The sequence below is a fragment of the Pedobacter sp. W3I1 genome (genome assembly GCF_030816015.1).
Taxonomy (GTDB): Bacteria; Bacteroidota; Bacteroidia; order Sphingobacteriales; family Sphingobacteriaceae; genus Pedobacter.
This window is the reverse complement of sequence record NZ_JAUSXN010000001.1, coordinates 4666054-4685365: the sequence shown is the minus strand read 5'-3', so window position 1 is coordinate 4685365 and position 19312 is coordinate 4666054. Positions and strand designations below refer to the sequence as shown.

General features: G+C 38.6%; 17 protein-coding genes. 11 read left to right on the top strand and 6 right to left on the bottom strand.

What is annotated here, in order from left to right; genetic code table 11:
* Positions 1 to 6: 6 nt before the first annotated feature.
* The 10 genes from QF042_RS19080 to QF042_RS19035 all read left to right on the top strand — a co-directional run bounded on the left by QF042_RS19080 (position 7) and on the right by QF042_RS19035 (position 8356).
* Positions 7 to 1026: a YCF48-related protein gene (locus QF042_RS19080; protein WP_307531349.1), complete on the top strand. Its 1020-nt coding sequence runs from the start codon at positions 7 to 9 to the stop codon at positions 1024 to 1026.
* 151 nt (positions 1027 to 1177) lie between these two features.
* Positions 1178 to 1993, top strand: coding sequence for a DUF475 domain-containing protein (locus tag QF042_RS19075; RefSeq protein ID WP_307531347.1), 816 nt, complete (start codon positions 1178 to 1180; stop codon positions 1991 to 1993).
* A 102-nt stretch (positions 1994 to 2095) separates the two neighbouring features.
* Positions 2096 to 2800 carry an HAD family hydrolase gene (locus QF042_RS19070; RefSeq protein WP_307531344.1) on the top strand — a complete coding sequence of 235 codons (705 nt, stop codon included), beginning with the start codon at positions 2096 to 2098 and terminating at the stop codon, positions 2798 to 2800.
* A complete protein-coding gene (locus tag QF042_RS19065) occupies positions 2787 to 3623 on the top strand; it encodes a phosphoribosyltransferase family protein (RefSeq protein WP_307531342.1) in 837 nt (278 codons plus the stop codon). Before QF042_RS19070 ends, QF042_RS19065 begins: the two co-directional genes overlap by 14 nt.
* Positions 3624 to 3625: 2 nt before the next feature.
* Entirely contained in the window at positions 3626 to 4180 is a 555-nt protein-coding gene (locus QF042_RS19060; protein ID WP_307531341.1) for a TerD family protein, read from the top strand.
* 4 nt (positions 4181 to 4184) lie between these two features.
* Positions 4185 to 4799, top strand: a complete 615-nt coding sequence (locus QF042_RS19055; protein WP_307531339.1) for a TerD family protein — start codon at positions 4185 to 4187, stop codon at positions 4797 to 4799.
* A 27-nt stretch (positions 4800 to 4826) separates the two neighbouring features.
* Positions 4827 to 5924 (top strand): toxic anion resistance protein, encoded by a 1098-nt coding sequence (locus QF042_RS19050; protein WP_307531337.1) that lies wholly within the window; start codon positions 4827 to 4829, stop codon positions 5922 to 5924.
* A 7-nt stretch (positions 5925 to 5931) separates the two neighbouring features.
* Positions 5932 to 6894: a hypothetical protein gene (locus QF042_RS19045; RefSeq protein WP_307531335.1), complete on the top strand. Its 963-nt coding sequence runs from the start codon at positions 5932 to 5934 to the stop codon at positions 6892 to 6894.
* Positions 6895 to 7278: 384 nt separating this feature from the next.
* Entirely contained in the window at positions 7279 to 7905 is a 627-nt protein-coding gene (locus tag QF042_RS19040) for a transposase (RefSeq protein WP_307531333.1), read from the top strand.
* Entirely contained in the window at positions 7868 to 8356 is a 489-nt protein-coding gene (locus QF042_RS19035) for a transposase (RefSeq protein WP_307531331.1), read from the top strand. Before QF042_RS19040 ends, QF042_RS19035 begins: the two co-directional genes overlap by 38 nt.
* Positions 8357 to 8898: 542 nt before the next feature.
* Here the strand turns inward: QF042_RS19035 and QF042_RS19030 are convergent.
* Complete coding sequence (locus QF042_RS19030; protein WP_307531328.1) at positions 8899 to 9762, bottom strand: dienelactone hydrolase family protein; 864 nt, start codon at positions 9760 to 9762, stop codon at positions 8899 to 8901.
* 62 nt (positions 9763 to 9824) lie between these two features.
* The gene (locus tag QF042_RS19025) at positions 9825 to 10829 is read right to left on the bottom strand and encodes a phosphotransferase enzyme family protein (RefSeq protein ID WP_307531326.1); all 1005 of its coding nucleotides are present in this window, start codon (positions 10827 to 10829) and stop codon (positions 9825 to 9827) included.
* Positions 10830 to 10938: 109 nt separating this feature from the next.
* Here QF042_RS19025 and QF042_RS19020 point away from each other — a divergent pair, with 109 nt between their 5' ends.
* Positions 10939 to 11532, top strand: a complete 594-nt coding sequence (locus QF042_RS19020) for a 2OG-Fe(II) oxygenase (RefSeq protein WP_307531324.1) — start codon at positions 10939 to 10941, stop codon at positions 11530 to 11532.
* Positions 11533 to 12078: 546 nt separating this feature from the next.
* Here QF042_RS19020 and QF042_RS19015 read toward each other — a convergent pair.
* Genes QF042_RS19015 through QF042_RS19000 form a run of 4 tightly spaced genes read right to left on the bottom strand, consistent with a single transcriptional unit; the run spans position 12079 to position 18850 of the window.
* Complete coding sequence (locus tag QF042_RS19015; RefSeq protein WP_307531322.1) at positions 12079 to 13020, bottom strand: AraC family transcriptional regulator; 942 nt, start codon at positions 13018 to 13020, stop codon at positions 12079 to 12081.
* Between the two features lie 26 nt (positions 13021 to 13046).
* Complete coding sequence (locus QF042_RS19010; RefSeq protein ID WP_307531320.1) at positions 13047 to 14147, bottom strand: efflux RND transporter periplasmic adaptor subunit; 1101 nt, start codon at positions 14145 to 14147, stop codon at positions 13047 to 13049.
* Between the two features lie 13 nt (positions 14148 to 14160).
* Entirely contained in the window at positions 14161 to 17445 is a 3285-nt protein-coding gene (locus QF042_RS19005) for an efflux RND transporter permease subunit (RefSeq protein WP_307531318.1), read from the bottom strand.
* Positions 17446 to 17458: 13 nt separating this feature from the next.
* The gene (locus QF042_RS19000) at positions 17459 to 18850 is read right to left on the bottom strand and encodes a TolC family protein (RefSeq protein ID WP_307531316.1); all 1392 of its coding nucleotides are present in this window, start codon (positions 18848 to 18850) and stop codon (positions 17459 to 17461) included.
* Positions 18851 to 19312: the final 462 nt, after the last annotated feature.

Below are 19312 nucleotides of genomic sequence, written 5' to 3'. Positions count from 1 at the left end.
TTATAGATGAAGAAAATTTTATGGTGCCTTTTAATGGCACCTTTTTTTTGCGCTGCACAGTCGTATTCCTTTAAACCCTTAAACGAGAACACCAAAACCAGTTTACGCGGGTTAAGTGTAGTTTCAGACCAGGTTACCTGGGTAAGTGGTAGTAATGGGTCGGTAGGAAAAACTACTGATGGCGGTATAACCTGGAAATGGTTAAAACCAAAAGGGTACGAGAAAATCGATTTCAGGGATATCGAAGCTTTCGATGATAAGCGGGCCATTATTGTGGGCATTGCCACTCCTGCATATATTTTGAAAACCGTAGATGGCGGCGAAACCTGGACAGAAAATTATAAAAATGTAGATTCAGCGATATTTCTTGATGGAGTAAGTTTCTGGGATAAAAATAAGGGAATCATTTTCGGCGATCCTATAAATGATAAAATGCAATTACTTAAAACCGTAGATGCAGGTAAAAGCTGGCAGGATATATCTGCAAATCTCAAAACAAAATTAAGCAAAGGCGAAGCCAGTTTTGCAGCCAGTGGAACAACCATTAAAACATTACCTGGTGGCAAAACCTGGATTGCATCAGGCGGAACAGTATCTAACATTTACTTTTCTCCGGATTATGGACAAAGCTGGCAGGTATTTAAATGCCCGATTATACAAGGCGAAGGGAGTACTGGCCCTTTTTCCATCGATTTTTTTAATGAAAAAATCGGTGTAACTGTTGGCGGTAACTATTTAAAAGATAAAGACAATTCTAATAATGTACTTTTAACTACTGATGGAGGCAAAACCTGGCAAAAGCCAGGTACACCTGTTTTAGGCTTCCGATCGGGCGTAACCTATATTAATGCTAAAACCTTAATTGCTACGGGTACTTCAGGAACAGATATTTCTACTGATGGCGGTCAGAACTGGAAACACATTTCGGATAAAAGCTTTAATGCTGTTCAAAAAGCCAAAAAAGGTAAACAGATTATTCTGGCCGGAGAAAAAGGCAATATCTATCAAATGGAGATCAATAAATAAAATTTCAGCCCTATTACGTAACAGTTGTATTGATTAAGTATCTAATCAGTAAAACAATTCAAAAAATAAAAAAGATTGAAGCATTGAGATTGATAAAATTTTGTTTCTTTGCTATCAACTAAAACTTTAATTTAAAACATACACTCGCTCAATGGATTTTTTGCACACAATTTTAGGTGACGATATACAGGCCGGATTACTAATTATTTTGAATTTAATTGTGATCGAAAGTTTGCTTTCGGTTGATAATGCTGCTGTTTTGGCTACCATGGTAATGGATTTGCCAAAATCGCAAAGGGAAAAAGCTTTAAAATATGGTATTATTGGTGCTTATGTTTTTAGAGGCATTTGTTTGTTCCTGGCAGCATGGTTGGTGAAAATCTGGTGGTTAAAACCACTAGGCGGTTTATACCTGTTATATCTGGCTTTCGATTATTTTAGAAAAAAGAACAATAAAGGCAAGGAAGAAGAAGAGGAAGTAGACAAAAGCAAAAGCTGGATTTATAAATCTACTGTGGGTGTGATGGGTACTTTTTGGGCAACTGTTGCTTTAGTAGAAGTAATGGATTTGGCTTTCTCTATCGATAATGTTTTTGCCGCGGTAGCTTTTACCGATCATATCTGGTTAATCTATATTGGTGTTTTTATCGGGATTTTGGCTATGCGTTTTGTAGCACAGGCATTTGTAAAACTGATGGAGAAATTTACCTTTTTAGAAACGGTAGCGTTCATCGTAATTGGTGTTTTAGGCATTAAACTTACTTCGTCGTTAGTCACGCATTTCTATCCTGAATCGCCTATTTCTCATGCTATTGAAGGCGAAAAAACAGATCTTTTTGTGTCAATTTTTACGGTAGCCATTTTCATCATACCCGTATTAACCTCCTTATTGTTTAACTATCCCAAAAAACACAAAAGCGATATTATCATTTCGGACGATGCCGAAAAGGTATTGGATAAATCTTAAGTTAAGGCTTATCTGTGATAAATCTTACAATCAAACGTTTCTAATCTTACAATCAAATTTGTAATATTAGATTTTATAAAACAGATTAGGAAACAGGGTGCAATGGCTTTTTACAAACATTACTCATTCGATCTTTGGTTAACGTTGATTAAATCAAATCCAGCATTTAAACAAGAACGGACACAGCATTTTTATCAAAAATTTAATACCAAGCATAAAAGTATAGCAGAAATTGCTGTCATTTTTCGCCAGGTAGATTTAATGGTGAATGCCATTAACGAGAAAACCGGGAAAAATGTAGATGCCGATGAAATGTATTTAATGGTCATTGGTATGATCAACGATTACGATTTTAACTTTCACGATATCGACCTGGACCAGCTTTATATTGAAATGGAAGCACTCATATTTACCTACATGCCTTTATTGTATTGCAGCGATTGCCTGGATGTATTGGCTAAAATTAAAGAATCAAACAAAAGCTCTATCAATATTTTAAGCAATACAGGTTTTATAAAAGGTAAAACCCTTAAAAAAGTAGTCAACCATTTGGGGATTGATCAGTTTATCGATTTCCAACTGTATTCTGATGAGGTAAGGATGTCTAAACCCAATGCCGGCTTTTTTCAGTTGATGTTAAACACCATCGATAAGGAAAAACATCCCGAGCTTATGTTAAAAGATGTAATACACGTTGGTGACAACCCACATGCTGATGTTCGCGGGGCAGAAGCCATGGGAATTAACAGCATGCTCATCAATTCTAATCACCTATCTATCTTAAACCTACTCTATGATACCGTATAGTTATTCACTTCATAAAATAGACAATACAGCCAATTTTGGTTTCAGTGCCGACGAATATAGCCGTTTTAAATTTGGCGATGACCTGGTAGCGCGATCTTTCGGAAAAGATTTAGCTGATGGGTTTATCCGCTATTATTTAGCTGATAATGTAATTACCGATCAGATTGTGGTTATTTCCAGTCCTTATAGTTTTATTCCAACGGCAACTTTTGCCATGAAAAACTATTTTGTTTGCCAGCTTAACCGTTGGCTGGTCGAAAATGGTGGTTTAGCTGTACAGGAAACCAAAGTGCATAGAACCATTACCTATAAAGAAGATTATGGTGAGTTAAGCGCCGAAGAAAGGCTTTTACTGATCGGTAACGATTCATTCCATATCGATAAGGATTTCCTGGCAGGTAAAACCTTATTGTTTCTGGATGATATTAAAATTACGGGAAGCCACGAGCGGATGATCTTAAAAATGGCTAAGGAATACGGTTTAAGTAACGAAATGCATATGCTTTATTTCGCCGAACTGGTCAATAAAAACATCCATCCCAATGTAGAAAATTTTCTGAATTACCATCAGATCAAATCTATTTTTGATCTGGAAGAGATTATTGATGGCGGCAATTTTAGGTTTAATACCCGTATTGTAAAATACATTTTAAATACGACTTCGAGCAGTTTTAATTTGTTTTTAGAACGCAGAAGTACCGATTTTATTAACCAGCTTTACGATCTATCTTTAGGGAATAATTACCATACCATAGAGGCGTATTCGGAAAATTTACATCTTATAAAAGACTATATCAAAAACAACAATTATAAATTAATTTAAATATGGCTATTAATTTGCAAAAGGGGCAAAGAGAAAATATCGATGCTCCTAAATTTACAATAGGTTTAGGTTGGGATACCAACAGCTCTTCAACAGGTTCTGCATTCGATTTAGATGCTTCAATTTTTATCCTGAACGATCAGAAAAAACTGGTTTCAGACGAAAACTTCGTGTTCTACAACAATTTGGTTTCTCCAGATGGATCGGTTGAACACACAGGTGACAACTTAACCGGTGATGGCGATGGCGACGATGAGCAGATCAAAATTGATTTAACCAAGGCTGATGCTAAAGTAGGCGAGATCTGTATCGTGGTAACCATCCACGATGCTGATAACAGAAGACAAAATTTTGGTCAGGTTAGAAATTCTTTCATCCGGATTTTTGATGCTGTAACCAATGAGGTGATCTTGAAATATGAATTAGAAGAGGATTTCTCTATCGAAACAGCAGTAGAATTTGGCAGGATTTACAAACGCGAAGGTAAATGGAAATTTGAAGCCGTTGGCGTAGGTATGAAAGGTGGTTTACAGGATTATTTAAATAAATATCAATAATATTATGGCAATCAATCTTCAAAAAGGACAGCGTATCAGTCTGGAAAAAAGTAACGGCAGCAAACTTGAGAATGTTTGTGTAGGTATTAACTGGGGTGCAATTGAAAAGAAAGGCCTATTCGGTTTCGGATCATCAAAAGAAGCTGTAGATTTAGATGGAAGCTGCGCATTATATAACGAAAGCAAACAACTTTTAGAGGTAGTTTATTTCGGTAACCTAAAATCTAAAAACGGTTCTGTAAAACACAGTGGCGATGATTTAACTGGCGATATGGGCGGCGATGATGGTTTAGATAACGAGATTATCACACTTGATTTCTCTCAGTTAGATGCTAATGTAAACTATGTTGCCTTTGTTTTGAACAGCTTTAGAGGTCATGATTTTGGTACGATTCCTTTTGCTTCCATTCGTATTTATGAAGGAACAACAAAACGTGTTAACGAGGTTTTTGCTAAATTCGATATTGCTAACGGCGCTAATTTTGCTGGTCACGTATCGATGGTAATGGGTGTTTTTTACAAGAAAAACGGCGAATGGAAATTTAATGCCATTGGCGAGCCAACGAAGGATAAAAAGCTCGAAGATACCGTTAAAACCGTAACTCAAAACTACTTATAAGCCGTAAAGCTGGTAATTGATCAAACTATGGAAACCAACCCAAACGTTACCCAAGCCCTTACTCCGGTTAAACTGGATAAAGATGGCAATGTGGATCTTGAGAAAATAAGCTCAGAGGAAACGCTTAAATACAATGAGATTGCAAAATCGCTGGAACCATCAGATGTAAATTCTATCCTGAATTACGGAAGCGATGCCCAAAACTCAATGGAAAAATACAGTAATGAGTTTTTATCGTCTGTACGGACCTATAACAGTGGCGAAGTTGGCGGTTTAATTAACGAACTGCTTACCGAACTGAATTATATCGATGTTTCTGAATTGGAGCAAAGTGCTTTTAAGAATTTTATTTCAAAAATTCCGTTTTTAAAAAGCCTTGTTGTTGATGTGAAAAAACTTTTCCAAAAGTATGATGTGGTGGTGAATAACATTGATAAAATCACCAACAAAATTAAAGCTGGAAGGTTAAACTCCATTAAAGACAACAGTTCGCTGCAAACCATGTTCGATAGTAATGTTAGTTACATCCACCAAATGGAAGAACTGATTATTGCAGGTCAGTTAAAGTACAACGAACTGAACATTAAACTTGCTGAAATGGAAGGCCGACCTGCCGATTATCAGGATTATGAAATTGCCGATTTACGGGATTTTATTAGTCGCCTGGATAAAAGACTGGCCGATATGAAGATTGTTCGTTTCATTATGCTGCAATCTTTAGCACAGATCCGGGTGGTACAAAATAACAACACCTCGATTGCAGAAAAAGCACAGTCTATTGTATCTACAACCATTCCGGTTTGGAAAAACCAGTTGACCATTGCGGTTGCTTTACAAAGGCAGAAAGCCAATGTAGAGATGCAAAAGAAAATTTCGGATACCACAAATACCATTTTGCAGAAGAATGCTGAAATGTTGAAACAAAACAGTATTGATGTAGCCAGAGAGAATGAAAAAACAGTAGTATCTTTGGAAACCTTGAAACAAACTACTTCATCGTTGATTGAAACGCTTAATGAGGTGAAACAAATCCATGAAGCGGGTGCACAGAGTAGAAGAGTGTTGGATGGCGAGCTTAAAACTTTGGAAACAGAGTTGAAAAAGAACGTGACGAGGGTGAGTTAATTAAAATATGGATGAATACCGTTTAAATATTATCAAAAAATCAAGCGCAGAGATCAATCGTTTACAGTTGCTCTCTGTGTTTTTTGATGATGAGGTGATTTATAAAATTTACCTGAGAAGCCAGGTTATTCATCAACTTTTTGCCAACAACGAAGAACTGGAGATCGAAAAATTAGATCTTTTCCATCTGCAGTTTACCGATAGCGTGATTGAACTGCTCAAAAAGATTAAAAAGAGCAATGAGAAAAACGTATCACTCATCTACGATGAAATTGACCTGAATGAAGCGCTGATCGAGCGTATGGCAGATGCGCTTGTTGATCAGAAAAGTTTTCAGCAGGATAAACAGAAGCAATCGTTAAAAGTGAACCTATCGCTGCGGAAACTATTCAGTGTTCTTTCTGACCTCAGTTCCGATTTCCCTTTTTCAAAAAACATCAATGTTTTTAGTTCCAAATACGCAAACGATTTTTATTTCGATCTGACTACCGATCAATTTGCTAAGCTGATTAATTTTCAGGATAAACAAGTATATACTAATGTTTATGCCACCATTGAGAAAAAGTTGATGGGCAAGTTGTGTAAGTACGATTTCCGGACCGAATTTTATATTGGTTTAAAATCGGGCGAACTGGTAATTGAAGTGTATAAATTTTTGGATATAGACAGTTATTACCTGTTTTTCCCAAGCAGAAACCTGTTCTTGTTCTGCGATTTAACCATTTTAAAAGATTTGGATATGTCTAACAATCTTTCTGAGTGGGAACGGATTGTACAAGAACTGCAATATAAAAATGATAAGTTAAAAAGTAATGCTGCGGTTTTAAAAACAGCTATTCCAAACGAGGTTGTTAATTTGTTAGAAGATAGTTATCATAAAATATCAGATATTAATTTCTTAAATCACCTCAATAATTTCGATGTGCAATCGAATATTTTGAAGACCATGCTGAAAACGGATTTGTTTTAGGTTGGTTTTTACCACCTAAGACACCTGAGCGCAGCTAAGAAGTATCGTGCCGATTAATTATCACTGTCGCAAGAAATCGTCATTGCTGTAAGGGTTTATGCAAGGTTAGTTAAGTTTTTTTGAAATCAGTTACAGTGCTTTTCGGTATTGGCAGTCCCGCTCATATCTTTACCTTTATAATAAAAATAATCAAAAGAGGGAGAAAAACTTGTAGTCCCGCTAGACACGAGAATTCATCGATGTCGATGTAAAAGGATAACCCTCCCTTTTTTATTTCTTAAAGTTTGAACAGTACCTATTGACCATTTCGCTGTATTTGGATCATCTATATCATGAACAAAAACTAAGAGAGATTATTGATTATTCTATCTAAATAATAAAGGTATGATGAACTTAAAGTATTCCATCGGAATTGATGTATCAAAAAAAGATTTTCATTGCTGTTTGTCGGTCATAGACAGTAGCCAGAAAGTAACTGTAAAATCCAGCCGTAAGTTATCTAACAGCCCTGGCGGTTTTAAAGAGTTTTTGGCATGGATCAAACAGCACCAGAAAGAAGAGCTGCCCCTGCGCATCGTAATGGAAGCCACTGGCGTGTACCATGAACAACTTGCATGGTTTCTGCATTCCAAAGGCTTAGTGTTAAGTATTTTATTGCCAAACAAAGCTAAGAAGTACTTACAGGCAGACGGAGCAAACTCTAAAAATGACAGTATAGATGCCCGCGGCCTTGCTAAGATTGGTGCAGAAAAGAACCTGGAACCTTGGACACCAGGAAGTGAGAAATTGTATGAACTCAGACACTATACCCGTCAGCATCAAAACCTAAAAGAGACCATCAATGTTATCGGTAACCAGCTTGAGGCACTGACCCATGCCCAGTTCCAAAGCAGGGAAGTTATAAAGCAGCTGAACAAAACGATAAAACTGCTTGAGCAACAAGTAGCAGAAATGGAAAAGGCAATGGGAAAGCTTGTTAAAAACAGACAAGGTCTTAAATCTTCACTATGAAAACATTACGGCAATAAAAGGAATTAACCTGCTATCTTTTTGCGTAATCGTAGCTGAAACTAATGGCTTTACATTGTTTAAAAATTCGGCATCCTTGGTAAAATACTCAGGTTACGATGTGATAGAAAACCAATCGGGCAAACATATAGGAAAAACAAAAATATCAAAAAAGGGGAATTCCCGGATCAGAAGAATTCTGTTTATGCCAGCATTTTGTGCGGTAAGGGATGACCAGCCGCAATTTAAAAGTCTTTATGAAAGAGTTGTTGAGCGAACAGGATTTAAAATGAAGGGCTATGTTGCCGTGCAAAAGAAACTATTGGTAATGATGTACCATCTTTGGAAAAATGAGCAGAGATACAATCCTCAATTCAATTATTTAGAAAAAATAATAGCTCCAGAAAAATCCAGAGCTACACATGATAAAATTCCAGATGGAAGTTTTCACTAAAACAAAGGTAAAGTTATTGTGCTGTTTTACAAATGGAAGGCATTTAAGTTAATGCTTCTCAGAAGCTAAATTTTTATCAACTTTTATTTGCTTTTAAAGACAGTACCTTTTTATTCCAAGTCCTCGCTCGTGCCTCGCTGTGGGCTTTACATTGCAATCGGGTTTAAGGGGCAGAGTTAACGGTACTATTTAAGATTATTCTACCGACCATTGTTAAATAAACCCGACAGAGCGGAATAGCCCGCAACGCAGTGAGGACTATAAGCGATGGCGGGGCCACAGCACCTGTAAAATACTGAACGCACGTTTCCAAAATAGAGAAATCGTTATTGCATAGAGGACGATAGCCTGTCCTGAAAGGGTGCTATGTATGGACACACCTTTGTTAATTTTATATTTGTTTTTAGCATCCAATACTAAGACGATCGTCATGCTGAATTTATTTCAGCATCTTTTTTTGCAAAGTAGACCCTGAAATAAATTCAGGGTGACGGCTCTAGGTTTTAACATTGGACTTCTTTTTTCAGTATGTTGTCTAACTACTACCTCGTCAATATCGCTAATTTCTGTTTAAACAGATCAATTGTTCTGCTCCAGGCTAGTTTTGCAGCGGCTTCGTTATATCTGGTAGGTGACGTATTGTTGTTAAAGGCATGATTCACCCCATCGTAGATGTAAATTTTATAATCAATTTTATTGTCTTTTAAAGCCTGCTCGTAAGCTGGAATTCCGGCATTAATCCGTTCGTCTAAACCGCCATAATGCAGCATTATACTGGCCTTAATTTTAGGAACATCTGCTGCATTAGCCTGTGCGCCATAGTAAGCCACAGCTGCCTGCAGTTTAGGATCATTAACCGCTAATTTATTGGCCATTCCACCGCCCCAGCAAAAGCCAACACAACCTACTTTACCGTTCCCATCTTTTCTTTTGCGTAAATAATCCAGGCCCTTTAAATAGTTCTGTAAGTTTTTTTCAGGATCTAATTTACCGATTAACTCGCGCCCCTTATCTTCATCTGTTGGTGTTCCACCAAGCGGCGAAAGGGCATCAACACCAAGTGCCAGGAAACCTTCGGCGGCAATACGTTTGGTTACATCAATAATATGTGGATTTAAGCCTCTGTTTTCATGAATAACCAGTACACAACCCAAATTCTTTTTACCTTTTGGTTTAGCCAGTACAGCCTTCATTTCACCCTCTACACCAGCGTAGGTGACATTTTCAACTTCGATATCATCACTGTTAAAATCTGCAGCAGCGGCATAATTATTCTCCAGCATAGGCAGAATAGTCATAGCCAATGCTGTACTACCAGCCAGGAGAGCCAGCTTTCTCATAAAATCTTTTCTGCTTACCTGACTATGGGTGTACTCATCGTACAGGTTGATTATTTTCTGATCCATCTTATTGATTTTGAATTACCATACAAGATAAAAAAGGATGGCGAGATTTGAGGTAGCATTGCCTAAAAGTTACAATACATCTCTTCCCATTTTTTAATCAGCGTTACACGGTGTTTCGTATATCTGGGTGTTAAAAAAGCATTCGACCAATCATCGTAATTATCATAAAAGAATTTCAAAAAGAAGATATGAAAGGTAATACCCAGATAAGGAATGGCTTTTAATTCATCATCCGTTAAAGGCCGCACTTGTTGATAAGCATTTATAAAGGTATTGAAATCCTTTTCTGCCTGTTCTCTGGAGATTAGGTTATTCAACTGATGGAAGAAATAATGGTTAAGGAACGACATTAAATCGTTGATCAGGTAACCCTGGCCTGCAAAATCGAAATCAAAGAAGGTAATTTTTCCTGCTTCATCAAAATGGAAATTCTTTGGAAAAAAGTCATAATGGCAATACCCATAATTGAACTTTGAAGTATCAAATTCTTCGAACTTTTTAACCACTTTATCAGCAATGTTGCTCAAATATTCATATTCTTCTATCATTTCCGAAAAATGAGGCTTCAGATCTTTTAAGGGCTCAAATAAAGTGGTTTCGAAACTAAATACAGGCCTTGGGTTATTGAGCTTTAATGAAGAAGTAGTTTGATGCAGTTTGGCTATATCGCGGCCTAATTGCGTAAGATGTGCGCTATCAAGGTCCAAAATTACCTTTCCCTCCGCAAAAGAAAATAGTACACCGTTTCTTATACCTTCTATGGCATTAAATTGTTGGATCTGTTTTCCCGCGACATCTGTAATTGGATAGGAAACCGAATTCCCCTCCGCTTTTAAAATATTAAGCAATTCTAATTCAGCTTCAATTTCGTCGCATTTACGGTGGGCATCGCGGTAAATTTTGAAGATATATTTCTGAGTTTGATTTTCCAGAATATAAGTATCACTTACATTTCTGATTAATAAACGGCATGTTGTGGATGGATCTAACTGATAAACTTTAATTAAATAATCTTTTAAAGCAGCGGCTGATAAAGTGGAGTATTGGGCTGGGAAGAAATTCTGCATGGGAATATAGGCTTTGGGGTTTTAAATATAAATTTTTAAAACGACATCTTCGTTAAATAAGACTACCTTACACCCCTTAGGCAAGCTGTTTTAAGATTAATCTAATCTGTTGGAGAAAATATTTAATTGCCTTATCGATAGTTTTATCGAAGATAGAGTGGGCATTGCCGAAAACTTTTTAAATGTTTCTTTAGCTGCCCATCTTAAAGATAACCTGATCGGGTTATTTGAAAACAAAAAACTTTTGAATGCTGGTGTGGGTAATGATTCAGTAGTGAATCAGGATAAACTGATCAGGAGCGATGTCATTTACTGGCTCGATAGAAAACACGAAAACCAATACGAAAATGATTTCTTTGATCTGATGGACGAATTTGTGCTTTATTTAAACCGTACCTGTTATACGGGTATCACCGGATACGAATTTCATTATACGCTTTACGAATCGGGTACATTTTACAAAAAACACATCGATCAGTTTCAGCACAACGGAAGCAGACAATATTCGATGATTATGTATTTAAATGCCGATTGGAAAATAGCAGATGGGGGAGAGCTGCGGATTTATCATGCTAATGAAGAACAGAATATCTCGCCCGATAACGGTAAAAGTGTTTTTTTTAAGAGTTCTGATCTGGCGCACGAAGTACTACTTACCCATAAACAAAGGATGAGTATTACAGGCTGGTTAAAGATTGGTTAAATTTAATCCTTAATATCAAAAAATAAATCGCTAATACAGGAGATTCTCATTCAAAGGAGCGTCCTTAGGTTGAATCATAAATATAGATTTGTCACCCTGAGCCTGTCGAAGGGCCTATTAAATACTCTATAAGATGTTTCGACAAGCTCAACATGACACCATCTGCGGTAAATCACCTTTATGAAACAACCTCATCTGTTTTTGAAAATCATTATTGATAAGACCCTGAAACAAGTTCAGGGTGACGACCCTCTCCATAGATTCCAGGTTTCGTGACGCTCCGCTCGAAATGGCGGATGATTGGATTGAAAAATTTTATGAGAAATCTCTAGGGGTATCGTCATTTCGACCGCAGTGGAGAAATCTTCGAACTTGGTTTTGTAGCATCTTTAAAAAGATTTCTCGACTTCGCTGTGCTCCGCTCGAAAGGACGAGACTACTGGGGATGACGCATCATTTAGTTATTGGTCAATAAAAAAGCGCCATTTCCTCATTGCAGGATTGGCGCTTCGGATATTTAAACGACTAAGTTTAATACGATTCTAATCAATTTGCTCTAAAACCCTTTGGGGTACAATGCATCTGACGTTTAAAAAATATGTTAAAATTTGCCGGGTATTCGAAACCCAAACAATAGGCTATCTGTGCGATATTCCATTCGGTGTGTTTCAGCAAGGCCACCGCTTCGGTTGCTATCCTTCTCGAAATGTGCTCAGAAGTGGTTTTGCCCGTTACTTCTTTTACCGCATGGTTTAAGTGATTTACGTGCACCAGTAAGCGGAAGGCGAAATCGTGAGCTGTTTTCAACTCCAAAATATGCTCGGTAGAGCCAATTGGAAACTGCCTTTCCAATAATTCAATAAATAATGAAGTTAAACGAGCCGATGCATTATTCTGTTTAAAAACAACATCCTGAGGTTTAACCTTTAGTGCTTCGTGAACAATAAGCTGCACATAGTTTCTTAACAGATCGTATTTATGGATGTAATCGCCATCCATTTCTTTCATCATTTTAGTAAAGATATCTGTTAAGATAACTTCCTGTTCCTCGTTAATATGAATTACCGGACTATCATTAATGCGCCACAATAAAGAATCGCGGAGAGTTTCGTTACGGTTATGGATAAAATTCTCTGTAAATAAGCAGAAGAAACCAGCAGGTTTTGGAGAAGTACTTTCCCATGAATATGGAATATTCGGATTGGTAAACAGCAATGCCCGTCCTTTAATTTCGATTTGGGCATCAGGGTAATGCAAAATACCATTGCCAATAATCAGCGATATTTTATAAAAATCTCTGCGGCTAAAAGCAGATGGTACATTGGTACAAACGGTACTTCGGTTAAAAACATTAAAGTGCCCAATGTCGTTAATCATCCCTAAACTTGGCGTTGGAATTTCAGGCCTGGTGATTTTTAATTTATTGTAAAAATCCTCTAATGTTTCCTTTTTTTGAAGGGTAGAAAGCTCTTGATTTTTTGTCAACATATTTTAAGTGCTTAATACAAGTAAAGTTATGGTTTAATCGTCATTCCTTCGTGCATTTCCTCGATCGGTTCTGCCACTAATTTGTCACCTTCTGTTAAATCACCAAAAACTTCCACCTTATCGTCGGTTTCTCTGCCTTTTTTTACCCCCACTTTAACCGCTTTGTTATTGGCTACTTTGAGTACAAATAATCCTTCGCTGGTATCTAACAATGCCTTTTTAGAAATGATAAAGGTACTGGCGTTGGCCGGTAACGGGATGTTTACCTCTGCCACCATACCCGGTAATAAAACCTTCGACGCATTGGGTACGTCCATTTCAATACGTTCAGAGCGTAAGCGCAGATCTAAAGCACCTGATAAACGCTTCACTTTAGCTTTAAAGGTTTGGCTAGGCAATGATTTAACTGTAAAGCTAATCTCATCACCAGCTTTTAAATATCCGGTATAAACTTCTGGAATGGAAACGGCCAAACGCAGGTTTTTCTGATCTTGTAAAGTAAACAAAGGTAAATCAGAACCTTTGCCTGTCGGACCAACGTAGGCTCCTAAATTCACATTCCTTGCCGAAATAATACCGCTGAACGGTGCCCTGATGGTTAAATAATCCTGAACCGAACTCACTTCTTTATAGGCCGCTTTTGCGGCTTCGAGCTGTGCAAGATCTGCATTTTTTTTCGCCATCGCCTGGTCTAGGTCGTTTGTAGAGATGGTTCCGGGCGTTTTACTGGTTTCATACAAGCGGTTGTAATTGGCTTTGCTGGCAGTATAAATCGCTTCTTGTGCCTTAATTCTTGATTGCGTTGCAGCCAGCTGCGAAGTCATTTCAGGTGCTTCCAAAGTCATCAACAGCTGACCTTTGCTTACTTCTGACCCGATATCAACTTTTAAAGTTTTTACAAAACTGCTTACTTTAGCGTATAAATCAACTTGTTGCAAAGCAATTAATTCACCTGGTAAACTCAGTTTGGTAGATAGTTTCTCCTTTTTAAGGTTGAATGTCGCTATCGCTGCATCTTTTTCTTTCCTGGGTGTTACTTTCGATTCCGAGTGCCCACAGCCATATATGGCCGTTAATACTAAAAATCCGGTACTTAATAATCCTGTTGAAAATATCTTCGTATTCATTTGTGATGATGATTTATTCGTTTTCTTGTAAACCTTTAATGTAGTGGATGCTTTCTTCGTCTTCCGGATCAAGCGACATCGAATCAGTAGTCTGTTTTCCTTGTACCCATGCAAATACCAGTGGCAATATAATGAGTACGGCGAATGTTGAGGCCAGTAAACCACCAATAACGGCTCTGCCCAATGGCGAAACTGCTCCACCACCTTCACCATGACCGATGGCCATGGGCAACATCCCTGCAATCATCGCAATGCTCGTCATGATGATTGGGCGTAAACGTAATGCAGCAGCTTCCCGTGCCGATTCGAGGGCATTGCCATTGTGCTTTCTTAGTTGCTCTGCATTGGTGATGAGCAATACCGCATTGGCGATAGACACCCCAACCGACATGATAATTCCCATATACGATTGCAGGTTTAAGGTTGATCCGGTAATGGTTAATAACAATAGTGAACCTAAAATAACAGCGGGTACAGTAGCTAAAATAACCAATGGTACTTTAAACGACTGGAAATTGGCGGCCAGCATTAAGAAAATGACCACTATAGCAACCAATAAACCAGATTGTAGGCTATCTAAGGTTTCTGTTAATACTTTACTCATCCCGATGGCGGTAACATTTAGCCCCCTTGGCAATTCGCCTACCTCTTTGATGGCTTTTTCTACATCTTTTGATGCTGTGCCCAGATCAGTATGGTAGAGGTTTGCCGTTACAGAAAGGAAAGGCATAGCACCAATGTTATCATTTTCACCCGCAGTGGTATCAGGCGTGATTTTTGCCACATCGCTCAAAACTGGTCGTGCCGAATTTTTCAATAAAGGAATTTCTCCTATATCATCTTTGCTGGTCATTTGGTTAAGCGGTACCTGAACTTGGACACTGTAAGGCAACGCCGCTTTTTCATCCAACCAGATATTTTTATCCGTATAACGGGATGATGAAGTTGAGGCAATTAATGATCTCGAAATATCAGCCATATCTACCCCAATCTGTGCGGCACGGGTCCTGTCGATATCGATATTTAATGATGGATATTTAATGGGTTGTGCTAGCTGAACATCCCTCATGTACGGGATTTCCTTCAATTCTGCGAGGATTTTATTGGCATACTTTTCATTCAGCTTTTTGTTTTTGCCTGCAATGCGCACTTCAACAGGAGTAGGGGAGCCCTGGCTCAATACCTTATCTGTTAGCTCTATGGGCTCGAAAGAAAGTTTAACATCAGGCAGCACTTTTTTGATTTTCTCCCTGAACTGATCCTTGAAATCATCCATATCTTCTTCAAAGTCTTTTAAACTTACCTGGAAAACAGCTTCATGGGGACCGGCCATAAACTGGTAGATCGGGTTTACCGAAAACTGGGCAGGGTGCTGACCAACATAAACGGATGATATACCCATATGTTCTTCGCCAACCATTTTTTTCAGCTCAGCCAAAACCACATTCGCTTTTTCTTCGGTACGTTCTAAACGTGTTCCATCGGGTGCACGTAAACGCAACTGAAACTGGCTCGAATTTACCCTTGGTAAAACATCGCGACCAATATTAGCCAATAGCAACGCTGCCAGACCGATAATGACCACCAAATAAACCAAAACAACAGATTTTCGGTAAGGCAGTATCCGATCAAGGAAACGCATAAAACGGTTTCTGAACCTATCGAAGAAGCCGATTTTACCATTACCACTAAAATCTTCACGTTCAACCAGTACTCTTTTTTGGTTCAGGGTGTCTTTTTCCGATTCGAGTGTAATGCCAGTTGCTGCAAAATCAGCTTCATCTTGTGTAATGCCTGGGTGATGTTCACTGCCTTTTTTAGGGTGTGCAACCATCAACCAGTTGGCCATAATCGGTACAAAAGTTTGCGATAACAGGAATGAAACCACCATCGAAAAGCCGATGGCCAGTGCCAGTGGTAAGAATAATGCTCCCGGGATGCCAGTCATGGTAAAGGCGGGTGCAAATACGGCAAGAATACAGAAGAGGATCAATAGTTTCGGGAAAGCGATTTCCTTACAGGCATCCCAAATGGCCAGTGCCTTGGGTTTGCCCATATCAAAATGCTGGTGGATGTTTTCTATCGTTACTGTCGATTCATCTACCAGGATACCAATGGCTAGCGCCAATCCGCTCAGCGTCATGATATTGATCGTTTGCCCGAATAATTTAAGAAACAAAACGCCGGCAATAATGGATGTTGGAATGGTGAGGATTACGATCAATGCTGCACGTTTATCGCCCAGGAAAAGCAAAACCATCAGTCCTGTTAATATTGCACCAATTGCTCCCTCGCTAACCAGGCTTTTTACAGCGTTGATTACATAAACAGATTGGTCGAACTCGTAAGAAAGTTTAACATCCTCTGGTAAGGTATTTTGGATGTTCGGCAGGTTTTTCTTTAAGTTTTTAACCACATCCCAGGTAGAAGCATCTCCGGATTTAGCGATACTTAAATATACGGAGCGTTTGCCATTAATTAAAGCATAACCTGCTACTAAATCGGCTCCATCTTTAACGGTTGCTACATCGCGTAGCTGCAAATTTTGTACACTGCCTTTAAATAAGGGAATGTTTTCGAAATCTTTAACCTTTTTAATGGTGTAATTGGTAGGTGTGATATAGTTTTTATCGCCAATTCTCACATTTCCTGATGGCGCAGTCTGGTTATTTAGCCTGATGGCTTCAACCACCTGGTCTACCGTAAGGTTATGGGAGCGCAAAAGTGACGGATTCACGTTAATTTCTATCGTTCTTGGACTACCACCAAAAGGGGCGGGCGAAAGCAAACCTGGTATAGCCGAGAAACTGGGCCGTACATAAGTATTGGCCAGATCCTGCAATTCGTTGTTGGTGCGGATAGGGCTGCTTAATACCAATTGTCCAACGGGAAGCGATGAAGCATCAAAACGGATCACGAATGGTGGTTGCGAACCTGGTGGGAAAATGGCTTGCGCCCTTGTAGATAGCGCACTTAGTTCTGCTGCTGCCTGAGCCATGTTGGTGCCTTCGTAATAAGTCAGTTTCATCAACATCAAACCCTGTGTATTTTTGGTTTCGATACTTTTAATACCGTTTGCAAAAAGCAGGATGTTAACGTATTGTTTGCCGAAATAAGCCTCCATTTGGTCGGGTGTGTAACCGCCAAATGGATGCGCAATATAAATTACAGGAAGGTTCATCTGGGGAAGGATATCAACCTTGATCTGATTGATGGCCCCAATACCGAAAAAGAACAATCCAGCTACTAAAACTAAGATGGATATGGGTTTGCGGAGTGCGAAACGTATTAAATTCATTTATATACCCAGATTAAAATTCGTTGATAAATATGTCGTAATTGCCAAGCGCTGCTGATTTTAGCAACAAAGCCTGCCAAACATTGGTAAAGGCAATATCCCGATCGGTTTCGGCCCGGTTTAAGGTAAAAAGTGCCTGTGTAAGATCTACCAAAGTGGTGAGTCCGTTTTTGTATAAAGTGTTTTTTTGTAGATAGGCATCGGATGCTGCTTTTACCTGGATGGGTGCTTCCCTGTAATTGGCCAAAGCATTGGTTAATTTAGTTTCGGCAAGGGCTAATTGTGCTTTCAACTGCTGATCAATAAGGTTGTATTCTTCCTTTAAACCCTGACTAATGTATTCCTGCGCACGTACCTGCGGACGATTTTTAAGTAAGGTTGACAGGTTCCAGGTCATTCCTATGCCAATCAAATAGTTTCCGCGGGTAGGGTTTATACCATCAGCATAACTGGTTGAATAAGCAGCCTGATCTAAGGCATAACCTGGACTAAAACCCGAACCACGGCCCTGCATTACACCGAATAAGCTAAACGTAGGGTAGTATAGTTTTTTGAAATAATTAACTTGTTGCTGGCTAACATCAACACGGTTTTGGTAAAACTTTAACAGTGGATGTGAGCTTTTGATCACTGTATCTTCGAGCAGATTGCCAGGGATACGCGTAATTGAAGCGGTATCTAATTCGTATGATGTTGCGGTTAATCCCATTAAAACGCCCAAACGGTTGGCTTGTTCCTGTTCCAGATCTTTAGCTTTTGTTAAAGCGATTTTAGCGTTAGAAACTTCAGCTTTTGCGAAAGAAGAATCTACCCCTGCCGTTAATCCATTTTTGGCCCTGACTACGGCCGTATTTTTAAAGGTAATAGCACGGTCGAGATTTTTCTGTTGCGATTTGCTTAACCTTTGCGCAGCAAGCAAATTTAAATATGCTGCAGAAACACGGATTTCCTGTTGGAATTTTTCCTGTTCCAGGTCATTTTTGTCTCTTTGGTAAGTGGCGTCGGCAATTTTAATGCGTTCCCTGATTTTTCCAAAAGTGAAGAAATCCCAGTTTACGTTAGCCAGATACAACCCGCCAAATGCGGCATTCCAGTTCTGTTTATCTAACGAAGGACCAGAGGAAGCAGTTCCTAAACCACCTAAACCATATTGTGGACCATTTTGGCCATTAATGGTTCCATAATCTTGTTGGGCACTGAGACTAAAATTGGGCAAATACTCCCTTTTGGCTTGTTGGATAGATGATTTGGATGCGTTTGCGTAATTATCTTTGGCTTTAATGGTGCCGTAATTGCTTAATGCGGTGTTCACAGCTTGCTTTAAACTCAGCGTTTGTGCGCTTACGCCGATGGATAGACTGATAAATAAGAATAACGAAAGATAAAATAAAGATATACGAGGCATAGTGTATAATTTACACGGCAAATGTAAATTATGGCGGCAATATCAAAGTATTCGGTTCAAATCAATAATTATGCGAATCAAATAATAATCGAATTGTTACTTAAGGGTTAAAAAGGGACAATTTCTGTTGCTAAAAACCTGAGTTCGATTATTGTATTGTAAAAATAACTATCAGACAAGATTTATTCCTAACCCCATCGTCATGCTGAACTTGTTTCAGCATCTTTTTTGGCAGGAAAGACCCTGAAATAAATTCAGGGTGACGACCGACTTAACCCAAAACTGAGTTAGATAATCAAATCAGTATTTAATTATCGAACTCAGGTTAAAAATAACAAGAGGGCTGTATCATAAAAATGAATATTAGTGACAGCGGATTTTTAGTGCTATGTGGCGACGAGGAATCGTCATTGCGAGGAGGCTTTTTCAGCCGACAAAGCAATCTTACAACTATCGTTAGTA

What these genes read in the sequence shown, in the direction of transcription:
- QF042_RS19060 (WP_307531341.1), top strand. Translation starts at nt 3,626, where the DNA reads ATGGCTATTAATTTGCAAAAGGGGCAAAGAGAAAATATCGATGCTCCT.
- QF042_RS19055 (WP_307531339.1), top strand. Translation starts at nt 4,185, where the DNA reads ATGGCAATCAATCTTCAAAAAGGACAGCGTATCAGTCTGGAAAAAAGT.
- QF042_RS19045 (WP_307531335.1), top strand. Translation starts at nt 5,932, where the DNA reads ATGGATGAATACCGTTTAAATATTATCAAAAAATCAAGCGCAGAGATC.
- QF042_RS19030 (WP_307531328.1), bottom strand. Translation starts at nt 9,762, where the DNA reads ATGGATCAGAAAATAATCAACCTGTACGATGAGTACACCCATAGTCAG.
- QF042_RS19080 (WP_307531349.1), top strand. Translation starts at nt 7, where the DNA reads ATGAAGAAAATTTTATGGTGCCTTTTAATGGCACCTTTTTTTTGCGCT.
- QF042_RS19040 (WP_307531333.1), top strand. Translation starts at nt 7,279, where the DNA reads ATGATGAACTTAAAGTATTCCATCGGAATTGATGTATCAAAAAAAGAT.
- QF042_RS19075 (WP_307531347.1), top strand. Translation starts at nt 1,178, where the DNA reads ATGGATTTTTTGCACACAATTTTAGGTGACGATATACAGGCCGGATTA.
- QF042_RS19025 (WP_307531326.1), bottom strand. Translation starts at nt 10,829, where the DNA reads ATGCAGAATTTCTTCCCAGCCCAATACTCCACTTTATCAGCCGCTGCT.
- QF042_RS19070 (WP_307531344.1), top strand. Translation starts at nt 2,096, where the DNA reads ATGGCTTTTTACAAACATTACTCATTCGATCTTTGGTTAACGTTGATT.
- QF042_RS19015 (WP_307531322.1), bottom strand. Translation starts at nt 13,020, where the DNA reads ATGTTGACAAAAAATCAAGAGCTTTCTACCCTTCAAAAAAAGGAAACA.
- QF042_RS19000 (WP_307531316.1), bottom strand. Translation starts at nt 18,850, where the DNA reads ATGCCTCGTATATCTTTATTTTATCTTTCGTTATTCTTATTTATCAGT.
- QF042_RS19010 (WP_307531320.1), bottom strand. Translation starts at nt 14,147, where the DNA reads ATGAATACGAAGATATTTTCAACAGGATTATTAAGTACCGGATTTTTA.
- QF042_RS19005 (WP_307531318.1), bottom strand. Translation starts at nt 17,445, where the DNA reads ATGAATTTAATACGTTTCGCACTCCGCAAACCCATATCCATCTTAGTT.
- QF042_RS19050 (WP_307531337.1), top strand. Translation starts at nt 4,827, where the DNA reads ATGGAAACCAACCCAAACGTTACCCAAGCCCTTACTCCGGTTAAACTG.
- QF042_RS19065 (WP_307531342.1), top strand. Translation starts at nt 2,787, where the DNA reads ATGATACCGTATAGTTATTCACTTCATAAAATAGACAATACAGCCAAT.